Below are 1,411 nucleotides of genomic sequence, written 5' to 3' on the forward strand. Positions count from 1 at the left end.
CTTCTGTAACCACATTCGGGGCTTCTTCTATCATGGCCTTCCCTTGGGTCCTTGTTCTGCCTGGGTGCAGTATCAGGCCCACGGGGTCGCAACACCGTGAGCGATACAAAACAACATTAATGATAGCAAGACAATAATAACGTGTTGACGAAGTTCGCCTTGCTCCGATAACGGTGATAGCCGACAGAATGATAATCTTAAAGGCGGCAAAGGAGTTTTGCCCTGCGCTTGTTTATTGCGCGCAACGCACCGTTGCTGTTCGCGTTCCTGCTTGGAAGCATGCCGGTAGCCGCAGCGGCGGACTGCGTGCCTCCCGAACGACCGTTCTTGCCTCAGTCGCAAGACGACATTCGAGAATATGCCGATCTGCTGCGTTCCGATTTCGAGGGCTACATCGCTGACATCCAGGAATACTTCCGCTGTCTTGATGCCGAGCGCCAACGCGCGTTTCAGGAGGCGCGCGAGGTCAGTGAGGACTATGGAAGACTGGTCGAGCTATTGGATTGAGGAAACGCATGGCTTAGCCGCCGTCGAGATCCTCGTAGTAGACGAGCGCGGGCATGTTGCGGCGCTGGTGCACGATGCGCAGGATGACTGCCGCACCATCCGTCGCATCGAGCCGCTTGTAGAATATCACGTGACGCTGGCAGTTGACGGACCGCATCCCCGGGACAAAGAGACTCCTGTCCCGGCCCGCGTCGGGATCGCCAGTGATCCGCTCGAAGGCGGTGACCAACTGACGGTAATAGGCGAGCCATTGGTCCCTGCCCCAAGTTTCGACGGTGTAGGCACGGATCTCTTCAAGGTCGGCTCTGGCCCGACCGGAAAGTCGAATGGTCATGCGGGTCAGCGATCAAACGCATCCGGTTCGAAGGCTTGAGCATCGAACTCGGCGAAATCCCCATTTTCGGCCAAGGTGGCTGTCTCCTCTAGGTCGGCCTTGAGGGCATAGAATTGCCGGGCGCCATCCTTCTCCATCAGCATCCTTACGCCGGCGCGCACGACTTCGCTCAGATTGGCGTAGGCGCCGGACTCGATCTGCGCCTGCACATATTTCTGCATCGGTTCGGTCAGGTGGACGTTTGGCATCAGACTCTCCTATCTATGCTCGATCATATCAGATACTGACATAAATCTTCAAGCTGATGTTCGATCCCAACATAGGCTCGTTGCTCCATACCGTCCTTCTGCGCCCGGATTCCAGCCAGGGAGCCAGGCGAGACAGTTTTCCGATACTGCCCTTCCCGAGACCATGAGCGCTGCGACACGCCGTTTGACGGGCTCATGCGGTCTGTTCTTCCGTGACCGCTTTCTTGGCCGCATTGAAATGCTATATTTGTATTTTTTTACAGATATTTGAGTGAAAGTTAACATGAAAGAGGTCCGCAATTTTGGCCACTTTCAAGACGCC

At 55.7% G+C, this 1,411-nt stretch carries 3 protein-coding genes; 1 reads left to right on the top strand and 2 read right to left on the bottom strand.

Annotated elements, in window-relative coordinates; translation table 11 throughout:
* The first annotated feature begins 279 nt into the window (after window positions 1–279).
* On the top strand, window positions 280–507 hold the full coding sequence (locus DL237_RS20365; protein WP_029375162.1) for a hypothetical protein: 228 nt from the start codon (window positions 280–282) through the stop codon (window positions 505–507).
* Between the two features lie 13 nt (window positions 508–520).
* Here the strand turns inward: DL237_RS20365 and DL237_RS20370 are convergent, their stop codons facing one another.
* Window positions 521–841: a type II toxin-antitoxin system RelE/ParE family toxin gene (locus tag DL237_RS20370; RefSeq protein ID WP_010138159.1), complete on the bottom strand. Its 321-nt coding sequence runs from the start codon at window positions 839–841 to the stop codon at window positions 521–523.
* A 5-nt stretch (window positions 842–846) separates the two neighbouring features.
* Window positions 847–1,089 (bottom strand): type II toxin-antitoxin system ParD family antitoxin, encoded by a 243-nt coding sequence (locus tag DL237_RS20375; RefSeq protein ID WP_010138160.1) that lies wholly within the window; start codon window positions 1,087–1,089, stop codon window positions 847–849.
* Window positions 1,090–1,411 lie beyond the last annotated feature (322 nt).

It is taken from the genome of Pseudooceanicola sediminis (genome assembly GCF_003575965.1).
Taxonomy (GTDB): Bacteria; Pseudomonadota; Alphaproteobacteria; order Rhodobacterales; family Rhodobacteraceae; genus Pseudooceanicola; species Pseudooceanicola sediminis.